Below are 23840 nucleotides of genomic sequence, written 5' to 3' on the forward strand. Positions count from 1 at the left end.
CAGCATGAACAAAGAAAAACGTACCGAGATTTTCTCCCGGTTGCGGGACGCTAACCCCAATCCGACCACGGAGCTCAATTACAGCACGCCATTTGAGCTACTGATTGCGGTCATTCTCTCCGCTCAGGCCACAGACGTAGGCGTGAACAAGGCCACCGACAAGCTGTTCCCGGTAGCGAACACGCCCGAGGCCATTCTTGCCCTGGGCGTTGACGGCCTGAAGGAATACATCAAGACCATCGGGCTGTTTAACAGCAAGGCCGAGAATGTGATCAAGACCTGCCGCATTCTGATCGAGAAACACGGCAGTGAAGTCCCGGCCCGGCGGGAAGACCTGGAAGCCTTGCCCGGCGTCGGCCGTAAAACGGCTAATGTGGTGCTGAACACAGCGTTCCGGCAGCCAGCCATGGCCGTGGACACCCACATTTTCCGGGTCTCCAACCGTACCGGTATCGCGCCGGGCAAGAATGTCCTGGAAGTCGAAAAACGCTTGCTCAGGCTGGTGCCGAAAGAATTCCTGATGGACGCTCACCACTGGCTGATCCTGCACGGCCGTTATACCTGCACAGCCCGAAAGCCGAAATGCGGCGCCTGCATTATTGAGGATCTGTGCGAATTCAAGCAGAAGCGGGACTACCAGTAGACTGTCTTGAAAGCGAACTGACAGGAACAAAAAAGCCGGCGAATGCCGGCTTTTTCAGATCTGGGTTGCGATCAACGCTGGCCCAGCATTTTCTCTTTCAGGTCTTCCTGGGCGGGCTTGTCTGACAGCCAGATACCAAACAGCGCCTTCTTGAACTCCAGGCCGCCAACGGTATCTTTCTGCTCGCCGTTCTTGAGTACGCGAACGCCTTCGCCGGGCAGGTAAACCAGATCAAACACATCACCTTCGGTGATCTCTTCCTGGAATACCGCCATGAACTGGTCCACATCCGACTGGATAGCAGACAGGTCACCATCGGTGGATGCCTTGAAGCCGTCCATGGTCGCCTCGGTCATGCGCTCGCTGGTGATCATCCCCGAGGTAATGTGCAGCGTGATGGCCTGGGGCTCATCAGCGTTGATAACCGCTTCGCCATCGCTCACCTGTTCAGGTACATAGAGACCACCCACATAAAGATCCATAAACCACTTGGAACGGGTGCCGGCGCCATTGAGCTTGAGTTCCTGCCCCATGGCAGAATAGGTATCGGGCACATCGACGTCACCTACGGTCAGGGCGGAAGCCGGGGCTGACAGAACACCGGTTAGCAAAAGGGATGCAAATCCTGCAGTAAGAGCCTTCTTCATAGTCCTTTCCTTTCGATCGTTATTATTGAGTGTTTCATTCGACACCAGGGCGACTCCCTAGATCTGCCCGGTGGCCCATTCTAACAACGAACTTTGCGGGCTGATCGCCACCTGGTTCTCATTTGCCGCCACATTTAACAAAAAAGCCGACCATGTTTCCATGGCCGGCTTTTTCACTGATCTCGTCAATCCAGTCTATTTGAACAGCAGACTTCCGGACAATCCCTCTTTCTCAAGGATCTCCCGCAGGCGACGCAAGGCTTCCACCTGAATCTGCCGCACCCTTTCCCGGGTCAGGCCAATCTCCTGGCCAACCTCTTCCAGGGTACTGATGGGATAGCCCCTCAGCCCGAAACGGCGGGAAAGCACTTCCTGCTGTTTGTCGCTGAGCTGATCAATCCACTTCTCCAGGCATGAACACATGTTGTTGTCCTGCAGCAGATCCGCAGGATCCGACGCGCCCTCATCGGCCACGGTATCCATCAGGGACTTGTCACTCCCGGCCCCGATCGGAGTATCCATGGAGGCAACGCGCTCGTTGAGGCCGAGCATGCGTTTTACGTCGTCAACCGGCTTGTCGACCATGCGGGCAATTTCTTCCGCGGTCGGTTCATGGTCCAGCTTCTGGGTCAGCTCACGGGCGGCCCGCAGGTACAGGTTCAATTCCTTGACCACATGAATCGGCAGACGGATGGTGCGGGTCTGGTTCATGATGGCTCGTTCGATGGTCTGGCGAATCCACCAGGTAGCGTAGGTGGAGAAACGGAATCCACGCTCGGGATCGAACTTCTCAACCGCCCGAATCAGCCCCAGGTTGCCTTCCTCAATCAGATCAAGCAGTGTCAGCCCACGGTTGACGTAGCGGCGCGCAATCTTGACCACCAACCGGAGATTACTCTCGATCATGCGCTTACGGCCGCTCTCTTCGCCTTTACGGGCAAGCCGCGCGAAGTACACCTCTTCTTCCGGAGTAAGCAGGGGAGAAAAACCAATTTCGTTGAGGTACAGCTGAGTGGCATCCAGCTGCTTCTGGTTGGAGTAGTACTTTCCCTGTGCGGGAAATCCGTCTTCGACTTCTGCAGTTTCGTCTTCAGCAGAAGCTTTTTCAGGCTTGTCTTCGGCTAACAGTTGATCGTCGGCGTCTTCCAGATCTGCTACGCGATCAATGATGATATCTTCCTGTTCTACTGACATTGTTTACCCCGCCTCTCAATAATCCTGTTGTCACCCGCTACTTCTTTTTATTCCGGGAGTGTTTCAGTTTTGGTTTTCTTCAGGACATTTACTTGTTGGCTGGCAATTACCGTTGCCGTTTTTGTTCTTCTGTTTCGCGGTTTCAGTCAGGCTGTTGGGTAATACCCTCCGGGCCTCGGGCCCGTGCGCGTTTTTCAGCGCCTTGGCAAATACCTGGATGGATCCACCGGGTTGCCATTCTTGCGTATCTCGAAATGCAACTTCGGTTTGTCGGTTCCGGTATTGCCCAGTTCGGCGATTACCTGTCCAGCTTTCACACCCTCCCCTTCCTTTACGAGAATTTTCCTATTGTGTGCGTAGGCGCTCAAATAATGTTCGTTATGGTTCACGATAATCAGATTGCCATAACCTAGCAACCCGTTTCCTGCATACACCACGCTTCCATCAGCCGCCGCCTTGACAGCATCACCGGGATTGCCGGCGATATCAATGCCTTTATTGACTTTGCCAGACGAAGAAAAGTTTGCAATTACAGTGCCAGAATGCGGCCAGTGCCACCGCACATTGGCCACCACCTGACTACCGGATGACCTGGCCGTCGGAGCGGAGGTCGCGGGTTTGGCAGCCGGTTTCGACACCGTCGCGCCTGCACCTGAACGGGAAGGGGGTGGTGATGCCGCGGGCCTGGAGGGCGCGGTCGTCCGCGCGGTCTGGGGGATCGTGCCCTTGCGATCGAGTCGAAGCACCTGCCCCGGACGAATATTCCAGGGCGGCCCGATGCCATTGGCATTACCCAGCTCCCGGTAGTCCCGGCCGTACTGCCAGGCGATCCGATACAGGGTTTCGCCCTTCTTGACCACATGGGAGCCCCAGTAAACCGGAGGGTTATACAGATCGTCCTGATAGATTGCACTGGTATTGCAGCCTGAGAGCACAAGCACAGCGACGGCCAGGAGCGCAGTCATCATGGCCCGGAACAATGGAGGGCTCCGGCGCTCAGAAGCCGGGACTTCAGACCACCAAACGGGGAAATGCTCAAATTGAATGCGCCCGTTAAAAAGAGTCACGTATTAAAAGCTGCCCGGTTATGAAAAATCCGTCTTAAGAATCGCCCTGATTTTATCCAGTTTCTTATCATTCAGGACTAACTTACTAATATATTGCACGATTATCGGGCAATTCCAAGTTACCCTGTGCACAGGATTGTTACCCTCGGGAACAGTCTTTTTGTGCGCCAGGTAACGTTTTCTCTTGCTCAGGCAGAACCACTCTCCGCAGGCGTTGCCTTTTTGCCGGCCAATTCAATCACTAATACCAACGCCAGCCCGAGCGCCGCCATTAACACCGCCAGCAGAATCTGGGGATCCTGCCCGTAAAGCGTTGTCCAGGTTTCCGGTGTCACCGGGGTCTGGCTCAACGGTACCTGATGCCCGGCACTGTTGGTACGCCAGCTGAGGGTTTCCTGCCAGGGCCAAACCTTACTCAAGGCGCCCACCATAAAGCCGGTGAGCAGCGCTAACACTGTGTCGTGAAAATGCCGAAAGGCCAGCGTAATCAGGCGCGCAACCGACAACAACCCAATCAGGCAACCCAGCACAAACAGCCCCAGATGGATCAGTTCAAGATTTTTGATCGCGGCAAGAACGGGGGCGTACATGCCGATAATCAACAGCAGGAAGCTGCCAGAGATTCCGGGCAGAATCATGGCGCAGATGGCCAGCGCGCCAGCTCCAAGGAAGGCAATACCCGTGGGTGCAAGTTCACTGGCCGGCAAGGTCGTCACCCACCAGGCAAAGACAGCCCCCGCCACAAACGGCACGAGCAAACCGGCCCGAGGGCGCTGGATCTGCTGACCCACATGCCAGACCGAGGCCACGATCAAACCGAAAAAGAAGCTCCATATCAGAACCGGCTGGGTTTCGAGCAACCAGGTAATAACAGAGGCCAGACTGGCAACACTCGAGACAATCCCCGCCAGCAGGCACACCAGAAATGTTCCGTCGATGGCTCGCCAGAAGCCGGCTACATTACCCCGCACCAGTTGGCGCACAAAGGCTACGGGCGCGGCACTGATGGCCTCCAGCAAGCGGAAGTAGATACCAGTGATGAAGGCAATGGTGCCACCGGAAACGCCTGGCACAATATCCGCGGCACCCATCGCCATGCCCCTCAGAAATATCGCAGGCAGGCGATGATGATACTCAGTCTGGTTCTGGTCTGTTTCCGACACCGACGGTTCTGACATTAACGGATAACTCCACCCAACAAAGGCACAAAATGCACCGGTTCAAGGTTGTGGCGCTCAAAGCGATTGCCTTTGCGGATAATCTCAACCAACACCTGATTCTCTTCCCCCACTGGGGCTATCAGCACGCCACCATCGGCCAGCTGATCCAGCAGTTCTCTGGGAACTTCCACCGGGGCTGCCGTTACGATGATGCCATCGAAGGGCCCTCGTTCTGGCCAGCCCATACCACCATCCGCATGTTTAAGCAGGACATTGCGCACGTTTAACTGGCGCAGCCGGTCCCGGGCGCGATCCTGGAGCGGGCGGATACGCTCAACACTGTAGATCTCGGGGAACAGTTGCGAAAGCACGGCCGTCTGGTAGCCGGAGCCGGTCCCCAGTTCCAGCACCCGTTGCGGCGCATGGGCCAGCAACAGCTCAGTCATCCGGGCGACGATGTAGGGTTGGGAAAGAGTCTGGCCATGCCCGATGGGCAGCGAGGTATCCTCGTAGGCCCGGTGTGACAACGCTTCGTCCAGAAAGATATGTCGGGGCACCTGGCCAATCACCTCAAGCACCCGGTCAGACTCTATTCCCCCCTCACGCAGACGCTGCACCAGACGCATGCGCGTGCGCCGTGAGGTCATACCAATGCCTTCGAGCTGGGCCGTCATGGCTGACCTCCGGTACTCATATCCAGACCGTCAACCCATTCCCTGAGGCCGGACAAGGCTTCGTGCCGGGTCATATCGATGTGAACCGGGGTAATGGACACATAGCCCTCACGCACGGCATGAAAATCCGTACCCGGGCCTGCGTCTCCACCCTGCCCCGCTGCCCCTATCCAGTATCGCTGCTTGCCTCTCGGGCAGGTCATCGGCACCGCACCTTCGGCCCGTTCACGGTGCCCCAGACGGGTCACGCGGAACCCGCTAAGCTGTTCCCAGGGCAGATCCGGCACATTTACATTGAGAATGGAACGGGGGCCCAGTTTCAGGGCCTGCTTGTACTCCAGCAACAGCCGCACTACCCGGGCAGCCGTGTCGTAATGGAAATAGCCATTGTTGACCAGCGATACAGCAATGGCAGGCAGCCCCAGATGGCGCCCTTCGGTAGCAGCAGCCACTGTGCCCGAGTAGATGATGTCATCACCAAGATTGGCGTGGGTATTGATGCCCGACACCACCCGATCAAACGCCGTGTCGAACAAACCGTTAACGGCCAGGTGTACGCAATCTGTCGGCGTTCCGTCGACAGACCGGAAACCATTGGGGTGCTGCTCTACCGTAAGAGGTCGGTTCAGTGTCAGGGCATTACTGGCACCGCTGTGATCCCGGTCCGGGGCAACAACTTCCAGCTCCCCGAGGCCCTTCAGACCCTCATACAGCGCCACCAGACCCGGCGAATGAACGCCATCGTCGTTGGACAACAGAATTCGCACAATTATCTCCGCTAGCCATACTACTTGTTATCACGGCTGAGGCTCAGGTCCTCAAGCTCGAAAAGGTCACCCAATACCGTTGTGGCATATTGCCCGGGCGACAACACAAACTGAATTCGCAGGGTGGTGGTATCCAGCCACTGCCATTTGAACTCTCCCGGGCGGGCTACCAGGGGGCGACGCTCCGGTTTCATGCGGGTGGACTGGAACAACCTGGTCAACTCCGGGCAGGCATCCACCACGCCACGCTCAAGGGCTTCCTGCTCGCCCGAGGCCAGCGTACCGCCATCGCCCCACAGTGGTCCGGTTGGCCCGGCACCTGAGGGTTCCGGCTCTCCCGGTAACACCTCGGTCCAGGTTCGATTGCTGACCCGCTCCGCAAGTACCTGATTGAACAGCCAGGAACGTGCCGCCGAAAAGTACAATACGTTTTTCGACGCGCTTCTGCCAGCGCGTCCGCGCTTGCGATTGAGCCGTGAGGGATCAATCTGTAAAGCACGGTCGAGATTCGCTCCCTGAAAACCGAACCGCTGGGGGCCAAAATAATTGGGGGCGCCCTGGCTCGCCAACCGCGCAAGCCCGGCTTCCACAAGCTCGCGCTGGCCCGTCACATTGCGCAGCACAATCTCAAAACCATTGGCTTGATGATCGCCCCGCCTCAGTTTGCGGGAATGGAGAACCGCGGCCCGAACCGGCCAACGCTGGCCAACCTCTGCCATCAACGCCTGATCGTCCGCTTCCTGGCCAGGCCGATAAAGACTGAACCACTGAACCGTCACCGCATGCCGGTCTTTCAGGCCACAGAAACCAACATCGAAAGAACGACAGCCCGCCAGTGCCGCCAGCTCCCGGGCAACGTACTCGGTATTGTCACCGGTTTTCTCCAGCCGCAGGCAAAGGTGCTCACCGTCGCCGGATACCTCAACCGGACCTGGCGCCGCGACATCGTCCTCCCGCTCCGGCCAGAGCAACTCCGTAACCCGGAAATCCTCTGGCGACGTTTTCAGTTCAGCACGACCAACCCGGGCTCCGCCAGACACCGGCCAGTCCAACAGCCACTGAGAATCCTCACTCACTGGGAAACCGCCTCAAGCAGACACACCGCCTGACAGGCAATACCTTCCCCTCGCCCGGTAAAACCCAGCTTTTCTGTGGTGGTGGCTTTCACGCTCACCCGATTAGCAGGCACGCCCAGATCCTCGGCAATGTTCATCCGCATCGCCTCTATGTGGGGCGCCATTTTCGGCGCCTGGGCAATGATTGTGGTATCAATATTGGTAACCGCGTAACCCTCATCCAGCACCCGCTGCATCACCCGCCGCAACAAGTCCCGGCTGTCTGCGCCGGCCCACTCCTCGCTGGAATCCGGAAAGAAATGGCCAATATCACCCAGCGCCACCGCACCCAACAGCGCATCCGCAAGCGCATGCAACAGAACATCCCCGTCCGAGTGCGCCATGAGACCGTGGCTATGGGGAATTGTCACACCCCCAAGAATGACAGAATCGCCCTCACAGAAGGCATGGACATCAAAGCCCTGACCAATGCGCATGATCATCTCCGAAAACAGAACAGAATGCAGGGAATCACTGACGCCCGAGGATAAACTCCGCCAACGCCAGATCCGAGGGGACCGTAATTTTCAGATTATCCGGGCGCCCTTCCACCAGAACCGGCATGTTACCGGAAAACTCCATGGCAGAGGACTCATCCGTAATCGCCTGGCCACGTTCCAGACACAATGACAACGCCTGTTTTAACGCTCCGAACCGGAACATCTGCGGCGTCAACGCCCGCCACAACCGGCTCCGGTCAATGGTCTCACTCACCACCGGCAATGATCCGGCCTCGGCAAGCTTCAACGTGTCCGCCACCGGCGCAGCCAGCAAACCACCCACCGGATGCTCAGACAACGTCTCAATCAGACGGGACAGATCTTCAGAATGAACACAGGGCCGCGCCGCATCATGTACCAGCACCCAGTCATTATCCGCCGCCTGCCCCTCCAGGGCTACCAGAGCCGACAACACCGAATCCGCCCGTTCTTTGCCCCCAGTACAGGTCTGCACCCGATCATCCCTCGCCGACTCACTCTCCGGCCACCAGTGGTCCTTCGGATTCAGCGGCACCATACAACCTTTAAACGGGGCGTTGTCCAACAAACGGGACAGGGTGATATCCAGGATGAAACGGTTATTGATTTTGAGGTATTGCTTGGGGCATTCGGCGTTCATGCGCTGGCCGATACCGGCGGCGGGGACAATAAGCCAAAGATCTGCATTTTTCATGGGACGGCACTTCAAAGGTCAGGTGAGCGTCGGGGAGTGTCTCTCCGGGAATTTCGAAGGCCAGGGATGGCCTGAGAGAAGCGCACATGGATGTGCTTGTAGCGGTTCCCGGAGAGACACTCCCCGGCGCTCGCACCACCCGGGTCTGAAATCAATTTTCAACAACGAGAAAGAACGTCTCATCCTCACGAATCAGGCCAAGATTCATCCGGGCCCGCTCCTCAACGGCGCCCTGCTCATTGCGAAGATTCCGCACCTCCGCATAAAGCCGGTCATTCCGGGCCGCCAACTCGGCATTCTCTTCCCGCTGCTCGGCAATCGACTGCTCCAGGGCCCACACCTGCGCAAAACTGCCCTCCCCGATCCACAGGCGAACCTGCAGCAGGAGTATCAGCACTACCAGAATGGCCCAAAGCGATTTCATGCCGAATCCGTACAGAAAATGAACAACAAAATAAACGAGTCGAGGGTCAAGTATAGACCTTATAGTAGATTAGCAACAATTTTCTGTAAGTCACTGTACAAAAAGGCCATCGTGTCTGAATTTTCATTCAGAACGCGATGGCCTTAACATTTTGTTACCTGCCGGAATGGACCGGCAGGTCAGAAAACGTCGCTAATCCTCAACCCTGACCTTTGATTTCGCTCAGGCCACGGTATGGTGCCTTGCCTTCCAGCGCCTCTTCAATACGCAGCAGCTGGTTGTACTTGGCAACCCGGTCGGAACGACACAGAGAACCAGTTTTGATCTGGCCAGCACAGGTAGCTACGGCCAGATCCGCAATGGTGGTATCTTCGGTTTCACCGGAGCGGTGAGAAATGACCGCCGTGTAGCCAGCATCCTGAGCCATCTTGATGGCATCCAGCGTCTCGGTCAGGCTACCGATCTGATTGAACTTGATCAGAATGGAATTACCAATGCCCTTCTCGATACCCTGCTTCAGAATCTTGGTATTGGTGACAAAAAGGTCATCCCCGACCAGTTGAACCTTGCTGCCCAGTTTGTCGGTCAGCACTTTCCAGCCGTCCCAGTCGCTCTCGTCCATACCATCCTCGATGGACACAATCGGGTAACGGTCGCACAGGCCGGACAGGTAATCGGCAAAGCCTTCGGAATCGAAGCTCTTGCCTTCACCAGACAGCTGGTATTGACCATCTTTGTAGAATTCTGAAGAGGCACAATCCAGCGCCAGAGTGACGTCTTTGCCCAGTTCATAACCGGCTTTCTCGACGGCTTCCTTGATCGCCGCCAGGGCTGCTTCGTTGGACGGCAGGTTGGGGGCAAAACCGCCTTCGTCGCCTACGGCTGTATTCAGGCCCTGGGCCTTCAGCACTTTCTTGAGGCTATGGAAGATTTCGGCACCAACGCGCAGGGCTTCACCGAAGCTGTTCACGGAGACCGGCTGGACCATGAATTCCTGGATGTCGACGTTGTTGTCGGCGTGCTCACCACCGTTGAGGATGTTCATCATCGGCACCGGCATGGAGAATTTGCCGGAGGTGCCGTTTACATCGGCGATGTGCTCATACAGAGGCTTGCCCAGGGAGACAGCTGCGGCTTTGGCAGCAGCCAGGGATACGGCCAGGATGGCGTTGGCGCCCAGGTTGGCTTTGTTTTCGGTGCCGTCCAGGTCGATCATGACCTGGTCCAGACTGCGCTGGTCTGCGGCATCTTTACCCAGCAGGGCGTCACGAATCTGACCGTTGATGGCTTCAACGGCTTTGCGAACACCTTTACCGAGGTAACGGGAGGCGTCACCATCGCGCAGTTCCAGAGCTTCGCGGGAACCGGTAGAGGCGCCGGACGGTGCGCAAGCGCGGCCCAGGGTGCCGTCTTCCAGGATGACGTCTGCTTCCACGGTGGGGTTACCACGGGAATCCAGAACCTCACGGGCTTTGATGTTGGCAATCTTGGTCATTCGAAAATTTCTCCAGATTTTCAGTATCTAAACACTAAGTTGTCTATCAAGCTGGTGCTAGAGCGATCAACTGGAACGACTTTGCGAAAACCGCTACAAGCACATCCATGTGCGCTTATTTCGGGCCATCCATGGCCCTCAAAATTTTCGCAAAGTCGTTCCAGTCGCTCGCTCCCAAACTATTCAGCATGCAGTCTCTTAAACACCAACACCGCCAATCAGGCGGTGTCGATAGGTTTAAAACTTTTTACCAGATCGTCGACAGCTTTCACACGCTCAAGGAACGGTTCCAGCTGGCTCAGGCGCAAGGCGCAGGGGCCATCGCATCTGGCTTTGTCCGGGTCAGGGTGAGCCTCAAGGAACAGGCCCGCCAGGCCTTGGGACATTCCCGCCAGGGCCAGGTCGGTGACCTGGGCACGACGCCCGCCGGCGGAGTCGGCCCGACCGCCCGGCATCTGCAGTGCGTGGGTGACGTCGAAGAACACCGGCACATTCATCTGTTTCATGATGCCAAAGCCGAGCATGTCCACCACCAGGTTGTTGTAGCCGAAGCTCGTGCCGCGTTCGCAGAGGATGATCTGGTCGTTGCCGGCTTCTTCGCACTTGGTGATGATGTGCTTCATTTCCTGAGGTGCCAGGAACTGGGCTTTCTTGATGTTGATGACGGCGCCAGTTTTGGCCATGGCCACCACCAGGTCAGTCTGCCGGCTCAGGAAGGCGGGCAACTGGATGATGTCGCAGACTTCCGCCGCCGGAGCAGCCTGACCAGGCTCGTGCACGTCCGAGATGATCGGTACGCCATACTTGCTCTTGATATCAGCCAGGATCTGCAACCCCTTGTCGAGGCCGGGGCCGCGGAAGGAGTTGACGGACGAGCGGTTGGCTTTGTCGAAGGACGCCTTGAATACGTACGGGATGCCCAGGCGAGTGCATACATCCACATACTTTTCCGCCACTTCAAACGCCAGTTCCCTGGACTCAAGCACGTTCATGCCGCCGAACAGCACAAACGGCCTATTGTTGGCGATCCCGATGCCCGAGACGTTCAGGTTGCTGCGCGCCATAATCAGGATCCTTTCTTGTTCGCCAGCGCGGCTTCAACAAAGCCCTTGAACAGCGGATGGCCGTCGCGGGGTGTTGAGGTAAATTCCGGGTGGAACTGGCAGGCAACAAACCAGGGGTGGTCTGGCGCTTCCACCACTTCAACCAGCTTGCCATCGGCAGAGCGGCCGGAGATTTGCAGGCCGGCTTCTTCCAGTCTGGGCAGGAAGTGGTTGTTGACTTCGTAACGGTGACGGTGGCGCTCACGGATGGTCTTCTTGCCGTAGCAGCCAACGATGGTGGAGCCTTCACTGAGCACACAATCCTGGGCTCCCAGGCGCATGGTGCCGCCCAGATCGGACTCTTCGGTGCGTTCTTCTTTCTCGCCGGTGGCGTCGAGCCATTCGGTGATCAGGCCGACAACCGGCTCCGGTGTGTGTTCACGGAATTCCGTGCTGTGGGCGTCTTTCAGGCCGGCCACGTTGCGGGCGTATTCGATAACCGCCACCTGCATACCCAGGCAGATGCCCAGATACGGCACCTTGTTTTCACGGGCGTACTGTACGGTGCGGATCTTGCCTTCCACGCCACGCTCACCAAAGCCACCGGGCACCAGAATGGCATCGGCGGATTCCAGCACGGAGGTGCCGTCGCGTTCGATGTCTTCGGAGTCGATGTAGTTGATGTTGACCTTGGTGCGGGTCTTGATACCGGCGTGCAGCAGGGATTCGATCAGGGACTTGTAGGCGTCCAGCAGCTCCATGTACTTGCCGACCATGGCGATGGTGACTTCATCCTGCGGATTCATCAGTGAATCCACAACCGCGTCCCATTCGCTCAGGTCTGCTTCACGGGCATCGAGACCGAAGCGTTCGATCACCAGCTGGTCCAGCCCGTATTCGTGCAGCATGCGCGGAATGGCGTAGATGGACCTGGCATCCTGCATCGGAATGACCGCACGCTCTTCCACGTTGGTGAACAGGGCAATCTTGCGACGGGAGCTGGCATCCACTTCGTGTTCAGAGCGGCACAGCAGGATATCCGGCTGCAGGCCGATGGAGCGCATTTCTTTCACGGAATGCTGGGTCGGCTTGGTTTTGATCTCGCCGGCGGTAGCAATGTACGGCACCAGCGTCAGATGCATGAACAGTGCACGCTGGGAGCCTACTTCCACCTTCAGCTGACGGCAGGCTTCCAGGAAGGGCAAGGACTCGATGTCACCCACCGTGCCACCAACTTCAATCAATGCCACATCGGCACCGGCTGCGCCTTCCACCACACGGCGTTTGATTTCATCGGTGATGTGCGGAATGACCTGAACGGTACCACCCAGATAATCGCCCCGACGCTCCTTGCGAATAACCTCTTCGTACACCCGGCCGGTGGTGAAGTTATTGCGTTTGGTCATTGGAGTGCGAATGAAACGCTCGTAGTGGCCAAGGTCGAGGTCGGTTTCCGCGCCATCTTCGGTGACGAAAACCTCACCGTGCTGGAACGGGCTCATGGTGCCGGGGTCCACGTTGATGTACGGGTCCAGCTTGAGAATGGTGACCTTCAGGCCGCGTGCCTCAAGGATGGCTGCCAGTGAGGCAGACGCAATACCTTTCCCCAATGAGGACACGACACCGCCGGTGACGAAAATATAACGCGTCATGCAGATTCCGTGATTATCTGGTTCTGTGAAGGAGGGAGATTATTCATCTCAAGATGGGACGCCAGACTACCAGAAAGCCCCTCTCTACTCAATCACAATCCCGCTCCACAATCAGCCGCCAGCCTGCGGCATTGGCGCCTCCGGAGTATTGTTCAGAACACCACAAATCGCCAATGGCAATCCATGCCTCTCCAGCCGCCGTGACCTCGGAAACCAGCGGCAGAGCAGCTCTCTCCCAGGGTGGTACGCCCTGCTCCTGCATCCAGGTTTTCAACGACCGGGACGGTAAATTGCTACCGAACCGGATTCGCTCGCCGCCCTGCCTCGTAGATACCCTTATTTCCGGACAGGAGGCTTCCGTTGTAGTGCTCTGCGAAGCAGGCACAAGCCGCAGGGTCCACCACCCCCACTTCATTATCTGACCAGGCAACAAAGACCTCGGAGCCTCCGGAATCTGGACCTCATGCACCAGGTACAGATGATCCCGATAACGACGGATATAAAATCCGTCTCCAGGAATTTCCGGCGAGCGATCCGGCCCGGCATGAATCAACTGATCAAGCATTGAGTCCCAGCCAGACAGCGCCGGAACCGGCAATCCCCGGCCATGAATCCACCAGCGCACCAGGTTCCGGCGTTCAATCTGCCCGAGCGCAGAGAAGGGGGCCAGCCGGATTCGACCTTTATCATCGCCGCAACTCTGCCATTGCAACTCCGCCAGCCGCTGGCTCAGGGTTTCACTCTCCGCACAGGCCCGGGCAGTGTGGGCAACGCGTTTCAACAAACCCGGCCAACGCTGTTTAAGGCCCGGCATTACCGAGTGCCGCAGATAATTGCGGTCGTGTACTTCACTCTGGTTGCTGGGGTCTTCTGTCCAGCTTACCCCCTGCTCACGCGCTACCTGCTCCAACCGACTGCGGGTTACGCCAAGCCAGGGCCGGTATAGGTGCCCTCGCCCGAGTGACCGGGAGGTTGGCATTCCGGCCAGACCGTTTACGCCGGTACCACGCAGCAGCCGGAACAGAACCGTTTCCGCCTGGTCGTCTGCATGGTGTGCCATCAGCAGAAGGTCGTCGTCTTGCAGAACCTCCTTGAAGACCTCATAGCGCGCCGCCCTTGCCGAATCTTCGAGGCTCCCTGCTGCGGTATCCACGGACACTCGACGCACTTCGAGTTCAACACCCAATCCCGTACAGAGCTCCACACAGGCGCGTTCAGTCTGGTCGTGATTGGGCTGTAGCTGATGATTGATGTGCAACGCCCTGACGCCCGGATAAACAGCCCCAACAACATGCAAAAGCAGGGATGAGTCCAGGCCGCCGCTCAGGGCGACCCAGAGTTCTTTACAGGCCGGAAGTTTCTGAACCGGCCCGAGCAGGTCTTCGGGCCAGTTGTCCCGACGAGCGGTGTTACCGCCCGCCGTCATAGCGGGTAAGACGCTCGTACCGACGGGAAACCAGTTCATCCAGCGGCAATCGGCTCAGCTCAGCCACGCCCTGAGACAGCGATTTCTTCAGGGTTTCCGCCATTTTTTCCGGGTTACGGTGAGCGCCGCCCAGCGGCTCATCGATTACGTGATCAGCCACACCCAGCTCTTTCAGACGATCGGCGGTAACGCCCATGGCCTCAGCCGCCTGAGCAGCGTACTCGGCGCTCTTCCAAAGGATGGAGGCACAGCCTTCCGGAGAAATAACGGCGTAGGTGGAGTACTGCAACATGTTGAGCTGGTCACAGACACCGATCGCCAGTGCGCCACCGGAACCGCCTTCACCAATCACGGTAGAAATAATCGGTGTTTTCAGTCTCGACATCACCGCCAGGTTGAACGCGATGGCCTCACTTTGTCCGCGCTCTTCAGCACCGATACCGGGATAGGCGCCCGGGGTATCGATAAAGGTCAGAATCGGCATCTTGAAACGTTCAGCCATTTCCATCAGGCGCAGAGCCTTGCGATAACCTTCCGGACGAGGCATCCCGAAGTTGCGCTTGACCTTGTCCCGCACTTCCCGACCCTTCTGGTGGCCGATAATCATGACCGGCGTATTATCCAGGCGGGCGGTGCCTCCAATGATCGACAGATCATCGGCGTAGCGTCGGTCACCATGCAGTTCGTCAAAATCCTCGAAGATCAGGTCAATATAGTCCTGAGTGTAGGGCCGGCGCGGGTGCCGGGCCAGACGGGCAATGTCCCAGGACTTAAGGTCTGAGAAGATCGACTCGGTCAGACTGATGCTCTTCTTTTTAAGGCGGCTGATTTCGTCGGTGATATTGATATCGGTGTCGTTACCCACCATGCGAAGCTCTTCAATCTTGGCTTCCAGGTCGGCGATCGGCTGTTCGAAATCCAGGTAGTTAGGGTTCATGATGTTCCATCATTTTATTGCCAGGCGGGCCGAAACCCGCCAAAACCAGAATTTGGGACAAAGATAGCAGCGCTGCCGGCAAGGCTAAAGCGGACATTGGTCTTAATCATAGACCAGTTCCACAGACTGGTCGCCCACCAGGTGCTTCAGCTCGAACAACAGTGTGTCGTCTGGCTGTACCCGCCAGCTTTCACCCAGTTCAATACGGGTGCTGGCCTCGGCACTGCGGTACTCAATCCAGACCGGGCTGCCTTCACTGCGAAACGGCCTGAGGGTATCGTCCAGCTTGTCCAGAAGTCCATTCTGCAACTGCTCTGAACGCAACGCCAGTTTGATACCCCGGCTGAACTGCTGACGGGCGGTCGCCACATCCATCACGCTGCTGACCCGCATTTTCATCTGGCCGGAATAATCATCGTGGCTGACCTGTCCTTCCACCACAATTACCTGATCCGACTGCAGTAACTCCCGGTTCTCGAAGAAGGCCTCGGAAAACAGGGTAGCCTCGATCCGGGCGCTGCGATCATCCAGAGTAATGAAGCACATGGTAGAGCCGGTCTTGGTCTTCATGGTGCGCTGGGCCACCACCAGCCCGGCTACCCGCTGCGGCGATTTGTTGGGCTTCAGATCGGCGATGGAGCAACGGACAAACCGACGCACTTCCCGTTCGTATTCATCAAAGGGGTGGCCGGTAAGGTACAGGCCCAGAGTGTCCTTTTCGCCTTTCAGGCGCTCTTTCTCCGGCCACTCCCGAACGTGGGCAACGTCTGCATAGGTGTCTTCATCATCGCCACCGCCCTCAAGCATCTCTCCGAACATGTCCACCATGCCGGCGGCATCGTTGCGGGACTGCTGATCCGCCTGCTGAATGGCCTTGTCGATACTGGCCATCAACTTGGCACGGTCGGCGCCCAGTTTATCCATGGCGCCAGAGCGAATCAGGGCTTCCATGGCCCGCTTGTTGACCTTTTTCAGATCCACCCGACGGCAGAAATCAAAGATATCCTGGAAGGGGCCTTCTTTGGCCGCTTCTACAATGCTCTCGATGGGACCTTCACCCAGGCCCTTGATTGCGCCCAGGCCGTACACAATCTGGCCCTGATCGTTAACGGTAAAGGTATAAGCGGACCGGCTGACGTCCGGCACCAGCAAGTCCAGCTTCATGTTGCGGCACTCTTCCACCAGCGTCACCACCTTGTCGGTGTTCTGCATATCGGCGGTGAGTACCGCGGCCATAAACTCGGCCGGATAGTGGGCTTTCAGCCACAGAGTCTGGTAAGACACCAGCGCGTAGGCGGCGGAGTGGGACTTGTTGAAGCCGTAACCGGCGAACTTCTCCACCAGGTCAAAAATGTTTTCCGCCAGCGTCTTGTCGATGCCGTTGTTTTCACAACCGTCCAGGAAGATGGCCTTCTGCTTGGCCATTTCTTCAGGCTTCTTCTTACCCATGGCCCGGCGCAGCATGTCGGCGCCACCAAGGGTATAGCCCGCCATCACCTGAGCGATCTGCATGACCTGCTCCTGGTACAGGATAACCCCGTAGGTGGGCTCCAGAACCGGCTTCAGGCCCTGATACTGGTAATCCGGGTGCGGATAAGACAACGGCTGCCGACCGTGCTTCCGGTCAATAAAGTCATCCACCATGCCGGACTGCAGCGGACCGGGACGGAACAGGGCGACCAGGGCGATCATGTCTTCCAGGGAGTCCGGTTGCAGGCGGCGGATAAGATCTTTCATACCCCGGGATTCCAACTGGAATACCGCCGTGGTCTCTGCCTTCTTGAGCATGTCAAAAGAGGGCTTGTCGTCCAGCGGAATCGCGCTGATGTCGAGCTCGCCTTCCCCACGCTGCTGCCGGCGCGGGTTGATCATGTTCAGTGCCCATTTGATGATGGTCAGGGTTCGCAGGCCCAGAAAGTCAAATTTCACCAGGCCGGCGTCTTCCACATCGCCCTTGTCAAATTGGGTCACCAGACTGCCGCCTTCGTCATCACAGTAAAGCGGCGAAAAATCGGTGATCTTGGTGGGTGCGATCACCACGCCCCCGGCGTGCTTGCCGGCGTTGCGGCACACGCCTTCCAGCTTCAGAGCCATCTCCCAGATTTCCTGGGCTTCTTCATCCTGCTCCAGGAATTCTTTGAGCTGGGGCTCCTGCTCGATCGCCTTGTTCAGGGTCATGCCCACTTCAAAGGGGATCAGTTTGGAGAGTTTGTCTGCCAGGCCATAGGATTTTCCCTGCACCCGGGCCACATCACGGACCACCGCCTTGGCGGCCATGGTACCGAAGGTAATAATCTGGGATACCGCTTCCCGGCCGTATTTCTGGGCGGTGTAGTCGATGACGCGGTCCCGGCCTTCCATGCAGAAGTCGACGTCGAAGTCAGGCATGGAGACCCGCTCCGGGTTCAGGAACCGCTCGAACAGCAGATCGTATTCCAACGGATCCAGGTCCGTGATCAGCAGCGCATACGCCACCAGCGAGCCGGCACCGGAACCCCGGCCTGGCCCTACTGGCACGCCGTTGTTCTTGGCCCACTTGATGAAGTCCATTACGATCAGGAAGTAGCCTGGGAACCCCATCTGGATAATGATGTCCAGCTCGAACTTCAGGCGCTTGTAGTACTCTTCACGCTTTTGATCATACTCCGGATCGTCCTTGCTCAGGGTCTTCGCCAGTCGGGCTTCCAGTCCTTCTTCCGACACATGGCGAAAATATTCGTCCATGGTCATGCCGTCCGGGATCGGATAATTAGGCAGGAAGTATTCGCCCATCCGGACCTTCACCGAGCAGCGCCTGGCGATTTCCACGGTGTTTTCCACAGCTTCCGGAATGTCCGAGAACAGCTCGATCATTTCCTCGGCGCTGCGCAGATATTGCTGATCGCTGAACCGACGATCCCGCCTGGGATCGTCCAGAGTCCGGCTTTCGCCGATGCAGACCCGGGCTTCGTGGGCTTCAAAATCATCCACCTCAAGGAAGTGAACGTCATTGGTCGCCACCACCGGCAAACCGAGCTCAGCTGCCAACTCCACACTCATGTGCAGACAATCCTCATCACCGGCCCGCCCTGTGCGCTGCAACTCCAGGTAATAACTGTCGGGATACAGATTTCGCCAATAGTCTGCACGCTCCCTGGCCAGTTCCGGCTTCCCGGCCAGCAAGGCCTTGCCGACGTCCCCCATCTTGGCGCCGGACAGCACAATCAGGCCCTTGGCACGGGATTCCAGCCAGGCTTTCTGGACAATCGGCTTGCCGTATCGTTGGCCTTCGGTATAGCCCAGTGAAATGATTTCCGTAAGGTTCAGGTAGCCGTCGTTGTCACGGGCCAGCAGGGTCAACCGGAATGGATTTTCGGGCTCATCCGGATTCTCCAGCCAGATATCGGCGCCGATAATGGGCTTGACGCCCGCGCCCATGGCGGCCTTGTAGAAACGTACCAGGGAGCACATATTGGACTGTTCGGTCAGGCCAACCGCCGGCATGCCCAGTTCCGCGACCCGGCCGATCAGCGGCTTGACCCGAACCAGGCCATCCACCATGGAGTATTCGGAGTGAACGCGCAGGTGTACAAAGGTGTTTGCCATGGTCATTCGCCAATCAGTGCTCGGATGTCTTCTTCGGTCTGGGGCCCGAACCGGGCCTCAATCAGGGTGCCTTCAGGATCCACAACGAAGGTGGCGGGCAGCGCCATCGGTACCTGCCAACCAAACCCGGGCCCGGGATCAGCAGCCAGCATGGTAAATTCAATACCCATACGTTCGCCGAGTTCAACCAGCGGAGCACCGGTAACGCCATCAAAATTAACCCCAAGCACCGCAATATCCGGTGCCTTGTCCAGCTCGTTCAGTTCCGGAATTTCCTCCAGGCAGGGTTTGCACCATTCGGCCCAGTAATTCACCAGCACCCATTGGCCACGGTACTTGTCCCAGTTGGCCAGGGTGCCGTCGGCCCGTTCCAGCTCAATCTTTTCACAACCTGGAGCTGACAACAGCATCAGCATCAGTACCGGCCATGCCAGCCAACGTGTGCCACTACAAAAGAGCCCGGAATGAGGGTACTGCAAGGGTTATCCTCCTGTTAGACTAACGCCCCTGAAAAGTCTGCAATCAATAGGTTAAACGGCCACGACCATGACAGAAGCTACCCGTATTTTCCATAACCCCAGGTGCTCAAAATCACGCCAGACCCTGGAACTGTTGCAGCAAAAGGGCATCGAACCGGAGATTATACGCTACCTTGAGACGCCACCGACAGAGCAGGAACTTCTACACATTCTGGATCTGCTTGGTTGCGAACCCAGGGAACTCATGCGAACCAAGGAAGCCGAATACCGGGAACAAGGGCTGGACAACCCGGATCTCAGCCGCGAAGCCCTGATACGTGCCATGGCAAACACACCGAAGCTGATTGAGCGCCCGATTGTACTGGCCAATGGCAAGGCTGCCGTCGGCCGGCCTCCAGAAAACGTACTGGACATTCTCTGACTACCAGGGCTACCCATGACAGAAACAACTCCCTTTGTGCTGGTGCTCTACTACAGCCGCAACGGACAGACCGCCGAGATGGCCACCCAGATCGGCCGCGGCGTTGCCAGAGTGGCACGCATTGAAGCCAGAATCCGCACGGTTCCACCGGTTTCCCCGGACACCGCCGCCAGCCTGCCCCCGGTACCGGATGCGGGAGCACCCTATGCCACCAAAGCCGACCTGGCGGAGTGCGCCGGGCTGGCCCTGGGCAGCCCGACCCGCTTCGGGAACATGGCAGCACCACTCAAGCACTTTCTGGACGGCACCGGCGACCTCTGGCTCAACGGCAAACTGGCCGGCAAACCGGCTGGTGCCTTTACCTCCACCGGCAGCCTGCACGGTGGCCAGGAAACCACCCTGCTGACCATGATGATGCCACTATTGCATCACGGCATGGTGCTGTGTGGCCTGCCCTACTCCGAAAGCGCGCTCAACGAGACCGCCACCGGTGGCACGCCGTATGGCCCCTCCCACTGGGCCGGAACAGGGGAACAGCAAGCCCTGAGTGACCATGAAAAAAACCTGTGCCAGGCCTTCGGTGAACGGCTTGCCAGACTGGCCATAAAACTGGCCAACCAGGCCTGACCAAACCCTCAAACAACCCACAATGCGGACCGCTCCATGCTCCACAACGATAAAGCCAGAAACACCGCACGCCTGACCATCGCCCTTTACCTGGCCGTGCTCGCCACCCTGCTGGTCACTACGTTCTGGCCCGCGCCGGTCGAGGGCGTCTCCATACCGCTGATGCTGACCGTCAAACTCCTGCCGCTGCTGGCCTTTGCAGTGCCGGTCTTCCGCGGTCACAATCGGGGTTATATATGGCTGGCCTTTGTGGTGATCTTCTACTTCACTCAGGCCGTGGTTTCGGCCTGGCTGTCGGAGGGCGCGGCTGGCCCGGTGACACTGACTATTCTGACATTCCTGTTGTTTACCGTTGCCATGGTGCACCTCAAGGTCAATCGACCGGTCGCAAACTGATGCTGATGGCTCCCGGAGGCACATAGATGGCGAATGACACCGTGACCATGCCGGCACCGCCGCATCGCCAGACCCTGACCCTGAGGGACATCTGCTCAGCGCTGGTGGAGAGCGGCGAGATCACCCAGCAGGATGCTGAAAAAGTACTGACGGCCAATCTCGGTGCCGCCTCCGGTGCCGGCCATACGCCACAGCGGCACCCTCTTGAACTGGTGGCAATTGCCGCACTGACCAGCCAGCGGGACGGCCGAACTCTTGATCTGGAGCGGCTGACCCATTGGCTTGCGCGCTGGGGTGGTCAGGACTACTACCATATCGATCCGCTGAAGATCGACACTCCGGCCATCGCGCGGGTGATGTCCTACGCCTTCGCCCAGCGCCATGGCATTCTCGCGGTAGAGATCACACCGGATGAGGTGGTGATTGCCAGCACAGAACCTTTCAAGCGGGAATGGGAAAGCAACCTCCGCCAGGCCGTGCGCAAGGACATTCGCCGGGTGGTCGCCAACCCGGAGGATATCCGCCGTTACACAGTCGAGTTCTATCAACTGGCAAGCTCGGTCAGCAAGGCCAGTGGCGGCCAGTCGCCAGGCGGTGCCGGCAATCAGAATTTTGAACAGTTACTGGACCTGGGCGCCAGCGAAAATCCGGACGCCAACGACCAACATGTGGTCAAAATTGTTGACTGGCTGCTGCAATATGCCTTCGACCAGCGGGCCTCGGACATTCACATCGAGCCCCGTCGCACGGTTACTCAGGTTCGGTTCCGGATCGACGGTGTGCTGCACAATGTCTACGAATTCCCGGAACACGTTGGCGTGGCCGTTACCAGCCGCCTGAAAATCCTCGGGCGCCTGAACGTGGCCGAAAAACGTCGGCCCCAGGACGGCCGCATCAAAACCCGCAAACCCGACAACAGCGAAGTAGAGCTGCGCCTGGCCACCATGCCAACGGCTTTCGGCGAAAAAATGGTGATGCGGATTTTTGACCCGGAGGTGCTGCTCAAGTCCTTCGAACAGCTGGGCTTCAGCAAGGAAGACCGGGAACGCTGGCAGACCATGACCTCGCGGCCCCACGGTATAGTGCTGGTAACCGGGCCCACCGGTTCCGGTAAAACCACCACACTGTATTCCACACTCAAACAGCTGGCATCTCCAGAGCTCAACATCTGCACCATCGAGGATCCGATCGAGATGGTGGAGCCCGCGTTCAACCAGATGCAGGTGCAAACCAATATCGACCTGACCTTTGCCCATGGTGTGCGGGCCCTGCTGCGGCAGGACCCGGACATCATTATGATTGGCGAGATCCGGGATCTGGAAACCGCTGAAATGGCGGTGCAGGCAGCGCTGACCGGGCATCTGGTTCTGTCGACTCTGCATACCAACGATGCACCCAGTGCCATCACCCGCCTGATGGAGCTGGGCATTCCGCCCTATCTGATCCGGGCCACGGTACTGGGCGTGATGGCTCAGAGACTGGCGCGTACGCTCTGCCCCCACTGCAAGCAGCCCGGCGAGCCGGATGCGCAGGCCTGGCAGACGCTGACCCGCCCGTGGAAGGCGCCGCTGCCCCGGCAGTTCCACCATCCGGTCGGCTGCCTGGAGTGCCGGAACACCGGTTACCTGGGCCGGGCCGGGGTATACGAGATCATGGCACTGTCAGACAAACTCACCCGCCAGATCACCGATCGCTGCGAGCTGGAACAGCTTCGGCTGGATGCCTACAAAGAAGGCATGAAGTCGCTTCGGCTCAGTGGCGCCCAGAAGGTAGCAGCCGGACTGACCACGGTTGAGGAAATTCTGAGAGTAACGCCGGAAAGTCAGCGCTGAGGACAGTGTCCTGTCACGCGCCTGGACGAAGCCCGCACTGCCCCAGAAGATCCTGCCAGTGCCGGGTATGGCGCATCATGGCCTGATCCAGTTCCTGCCAGAGGCTATCCGGGGTATCGGTTGCCAGGTGGCGCTGGTACCAGGGCACAAAACTCTCCGGCATCACCGCTCGCTGCTGTCGGGCAAGTTCGGCAAAGCCCGCAATCAGCGAATCCCTGGCCCGGCTGACGTCACTCATGTAAGGCTGAATTTTCTCGATATAGATACTGAAGAAGAAATTCTGGACAATCTCCGACTGGTTATTGGGCTGGCCGTTGAGACACAGCGGCCTGTCCTCCAGTCGACTGCCGAGTAGCTCGGTGCCGGCATTCAGGGTGCTGATCAGCAATCGGGCACTGTTAATGGTCTGGCCCGCCAGCACATCCGCCTGCCAGCGCTGATGGATCTGGCCGAGATTCTCCAGGGAGATCTCAAGCTTCTGAGCCAGTAAGGCTTCCACCTGGCGGTTCAGCCGTTGCAGATCCCTGACCAGATCCGATGCAGGATTGCCCGTTTCCGCCACCGGATAATACCCTTTGGACAGGGTAAACTGGCGCTCTACTTCCTCGGTGCCCCAGGTGGCATTCCAGACAGCCAGCGGCAGACTGCCCCGCTTGCTTTCAATGGCGGATTCCAGGGCGTCTGTCAGTTCCTCGTCGTCTACCTCGGGCAGACAGGCCTCCGCGGCACGGATAAAACGAGTCTCATAGCGTAACTGATTGATGGGCTGCATCACCTTGCCCATCACGGAATTGCGTTCGCCCACCACATACTGGAGCTCGCAGCCGTACAGCGACAGAAAATCCAGCATGCCCAGATCCAGCTCCGGCAGGGCCAGCATACGCTCCCGCCGCCTGGGGGGAATGGAGGCGGCGGGCAGCTCTGCCCTGGTAACGGGCGCGGTATCGAGCACCCGGGCCAAACGTTCCAGATACTCATCGGTGAGGGATTCAGCGTCTGAAAAGGGATTGCAGCCTACCAGGCTCAGCGCACACACACCCGGCAACAGCCATGAATACCAGCGGCGCCCGGGCATGAATCACC

General features: G+C 58.1%; 23 protein-coding genes. 5 read left to right on the forward strand and 18 right to left on the reverse strand.

Features of this window, described 5'->3' with window-relative positions; genetic code table 11:
- Positions 1-4 precede the first annotated feature (4 nt).
- Complete coding sequence (gene nth, locus ACF8YQ_RS10730; protein ID WP_011784448.1) at positions 5-643, forward strand: endonuclease III; 639 nt, start codon at positions 5-7, stop codon at positions 641-643.
- A 71-nt stretch (positions 644-714) separates the two neighbouring features.
- On the opposite strand, the gene ACF8YQ_RS10735 is transcribed toward nth, so the two are convergent.
- The 17 genes from ACF8YQ_RS10735 to ACF8YQ_RS10815 all read right to left on the reverse strand — a co-directional run bounded on the left by ACF8YQ_RS10735 (position 715) and on the right by ACF8YQ_RS10815 (position 19481).
- Positions 715-1290 (reverse strand): chalcone isomerase family protein, encoded by a 576-nt coding sequence (locus ACF8YQ_RS10735; protein ID WP_011784447.1) that lies wholly within the window; start codon positions 1288-1290, stop codon positions 715-717.
- A gap of 195 nt (positions 1291-1485) precedes the next feature.
- Complete coding sequence (gene rpoS, locus ACF8YQ_RS10740; RefSeq protein WP_011784446.1) at positions 1486-2484, reverse strand: RNA polymerase sigma factor RpoS; 999 nt, start codon at positions 2482-2484, stop codon at positions 1486-1488.
- Positions 2485-2678: 194 nt separating this feature from the next.
- Positions 2679-3464: a peptidoglycan DD-metalloendopeptidase family protein gene (locus ACF8YQ_RS10745; protein WP_396621364.1), complete on the reverse strand. Its 786-nt coding sequence runs from the start codon at positions 3462-3464 to the stop codon at positions 2679-2681.
- A 275-nt stretch (positions 3465-3739) separates the two neighbouring features.
- Positions 3740-4729, reverse strand: a complete 990-nt coding sequence (locus ACF8YQ_RS10750; protein ID WP_014421913.1) for a DUF368 domain-containing protein — start codon at positions 4727-4729, stop codon at positions 3740-3742.
- The gene (locus ACF8YQ_RS10755; RefSeq protein WP_014421914.1) at positions 4729-5385 is read right to left on the reverse strand and encodes a protein-L-isoaspartate(D-aspartate) O-methyltransferase; all 657 of its coding nucleotides are present in this window, start codon (positions 5383-5385) and stop codon (positions 4729-4731) included. Before ACF8YQ_RS10755 ends, ACF8YQ_RS10750 begins: the two co-directional genes overlap by 1 nt.
- Complete coding sequence (gene surE / locus ACF8YQ_RS10760) at positions 5382-6152, reverse strand: 5'/3'-nucleotidase SurE (RefSeq protein WP_396621365.1); 771 nt, start codon at positions 6150-6152, stop codon at positions 5382-5384. Before surE ends, ACF8YQ_RS10755 begins: the two co-directional genes overlap by 4 nt.
- A gap of 20 nt (positions 6153-6172) precedes the next feature.
- Entirely contained in the window at positions 6173-7228 is a 1056-nt protein-coding gene (gene truD / locus ACF8YQ_RS10765; RefSeq protein WP_396621366.1) for a tRNA pseudouridine(13) synthase TruD, read from the reverse strand.
- Positions 7225-7704, reverse strand: coding sequence for a 2-C-methyl-D-erythritol 2,4-cyclodiphosphate synthase (gene ispF / locus ACF8YQ_RS10770; RefSeq protein WP_011784440.1), 480 nt, complete (start codon positions 7702-7704; stop codon positions 7225-7227). Before ispF ends, truD begins: the two co-directional genes overlap by 4 nt.
- Positions 7705-7738: 34 nt before the next feature.
- Complete coding sequence (gene ispD / locus ACF8YQ_RS10775; protein ID WP_011784439.1) at positions 7739-8440, reverse strand: 2-C-methyl-D-erythritol 4-phosphate cytidylyltransferase; 702 nt, start codon at positions 8438-8440, stop codon at positions 7739-7741.
- A 151-nt stretch (positions 8441-8591) separates the two neighbouring features.
- Entirely contained in the window at positions 8592-8864 is a 273-nt protein-coding gene (locus ACF8YQ_RS10780; protein ID WP_011784438.1) for a septum formation initiator family protein, read from the reverse strand.
- Between the two features lie 199 nt (positions 8865-9063).
- Positions 9064-10359, reverse strand: a complete 1296-nt coding sequence (gene eno / locus ACF8YQ_RS10785) for a phosphopyruvate hydratase (protein WP_396621367.1) — start codon at positions 10357-10359, stop codon at positions 9064-9066.
- A gap of 218 nt (positions 10360-10577) precedes the next feature.
- Complete coding sequence (gene kdsA / locus ACF8YQ_RS10790; RefSeq protein ID WP_396621368.1) at positions 10578-11423, reverse strand: 3-deoxy-8-phosphooctulonate synthase; 846 nt, start codon at positions 11421-11423, stop codon at positions 10578-10580.
- Positions 11424-11425: 2 nt separating this feature from the next.
- The gene (locus ACF8YQ_RS10795) at positions 11426-13054 is read right to left on the reverse strand and encodes a CTP synthase (protein ID WP_222448262.1); all 1629 of its coding nucleotides are present in this window, start codon (positions 13052-13054) and stop codon (positions 11426-11428) included.
- 88 nt (positions 13055-13142) lie between these two features.
- Positions 13143-14480: a tRNA lysidine(34) synthetase TilS gene (gene tilS / locus ACF8YQ_RS10800; RefSeq protein ID WP_396621369.1), complete on the reverse strand. Its 1338-nt coding sequence runs from the start codon at positions 14478-14480 to the stop codon at positions 13143-13145.
- On the reverse strand, positions 14464-15417 hold the full coding sequence (accA, locus tag ACF8YQ_RS10805) for an acetyl-CoA carboxylase carboxyl transferase subunit alpha (protein ID WP_396621370.1): 954 nt from the start codon (positions 15415-15417) through the stop codon (positions 14464-14466). The genes tilS and accA overlap by 17 nt, the downstream gene beginning before the upstream one ends.
- Positions 15418-15519: 102 nt before the next feature.
- A complete protein-coding gene (dnaE, locus tag ACF8YQ_RS10810) occupies positions 15520-19002 on the reverse strand; it encodes a DNA polymerase III subunit alpha (RefSeq protein ID WP_396621371.1) in 3483 nt (1160 codons plus the stop codon).
- A gap of 2 nt (positions 19003-19004) precedes the next feature.
- On the reverse strand, positions 19005-19481 hold the full coding sequence (locus ACF8YQ_RS10815; protein ID WP_224851663.1) for a TlpA disulfide reductase family protein: 477 nt from the start codon (positions 19479-19481) through the stop codon (positions 19005-19007).
- A 67-nt stretch (positions 19482-19548) separates the two neighbouring features.
- Here ACF8YQ_RS10815 and arsC point away from each other — a divergent pair, with 67 nt between their 5' ends.
- From arsC to ACF8YQ_RS10835, 4 genes are read left to right on the forward strand one after another with little or no spacing between them, the layout of a single operon-like run.
- Positions 19549-19902 (forward strand): arsenate reductase (glutaredoxin), encoded by a 354-nt coding sequence (gene arsC / locus ACF8YQ_RS10820; protein ID WP_023011378.1) that lies wholly within the window; start codon positions 19549-19551, stop codon positions 19900-19902.
- Between the two features lie 15 nt (positions 19903-19917).
- The gene (gene wrbA / locus ACF8YQ_RS10825; protein ID WP_396621372.1) at positions 19918-20529 is read left to right on the forward strand and encodes an NAD(P)H:quinone oxidoreductase; all 612 of its coding nucleotides are present in this window, start codon (positions 19918-19920) and stop codon (positions 20527-20529) included.
- Between the two features lie 36 nt (positions 20530-20565).
- On the forward strand, positions 20566-20925 hold the full coding sequence (locus ACF8YQ_RS10830; RefSeq protein WP_014421925.1) for a DUF2069 domain-containing protein: 360 nt from the start codon (positions 20566-20568) through the stop codon (positions 20923-20925).
- Between the two features lie 26 nt (positions 20926-20951).
- The gene (locus ACF8YQ_RS10835) at positions 20952-22757 is read left to right on the forward strand and encodes a GspE/PulE family protein (RefSeq protein ID WP_396621373.1); all 1806 of its coding nucleotides are present in this window, start codon (positions 20952-20954) and stop codon (positions 22755-22757) included.
- A gap of 13 nt (positions 22758-22770) precedes the next feature.
- Here ACF8YQ_RS10835 and ACF8YQ_RS10840 read toward each other — a convergent pair whose 3' ends face one another.
- Positions 22771-23832, reverse strand: a complete 1062-nt coding sequence (locus ACF8YQ_RS10840; RefSeq protein WP_396621374.1) for a DUF3080 domain-containing protein — start codon at positions 23830-23832, stop codon at positions 22771-22773.
- Positions 23833-23840: the final 8 nt, after the last annotated feature.

The sequence above is a fragment of the Marinobacter sp. W-8 genome (assembly GCF_044342215.1).
Classification (GTDB): domain Bacteria; phylum Pseudomonadota; class Gammaproteobacteria; order Pseudomonadales; family Oleiphilaceae; genus Marinobacter; species Marinobacter nauticus.